The organism is Paraburkholderia sp. SIMBA_030 (assembly GCF_046535245.1).
Classification (GTDB): Bacteria; Pseudomonadota; Gammaproteobacteria; order Burkholderiales; family Burkholderiaceae; genus Paraburkholderia.
On the sequence record NZ_JAWRXB010000336.1, the window covers coordinates 1 to 279 of the forward strand.

Annotated in this window: 1 protein-coding gene; it reads left to right on the top strand. The window is 57.0% G+C overall.

The annotated features are described in order from the left end of the window. Positions 1-194: hypothetical protein (locus SB772_RS40245; protein WP_410838550.1), on the top strand; the 194-nt coding region annotated here is incomplete at its 5' end. Positions 195-279: the final 85 nt, after the last annotated feature.

The window sequence follows — 279 nt, forward strand, 5'->3', positions numbered from 1 at the left end:
TCAGTGGTCCCGAGAACTGCGGCGTCGTTGTTGCTTCGATGGAAATCGCTAACGCAATCCCGTTGGGCGGCGCAGCGTACGGCGCGTCGCACTGGATGGGTTTGATGGACGTAACTTTAAAGGTCATGGTTGGAGGGGTGTTTTCTCCCGAGGTTAAGAGAACCGCGGGTTCACCGATCTCTTTAATTAACTGACCACGCGCGTTCTCGTTACGGGACGCCGTCGGGGTTGGTGTTGAAGTTGGCGACGCGGTGGCAGCAGGTGCAACAGAAACCTCAG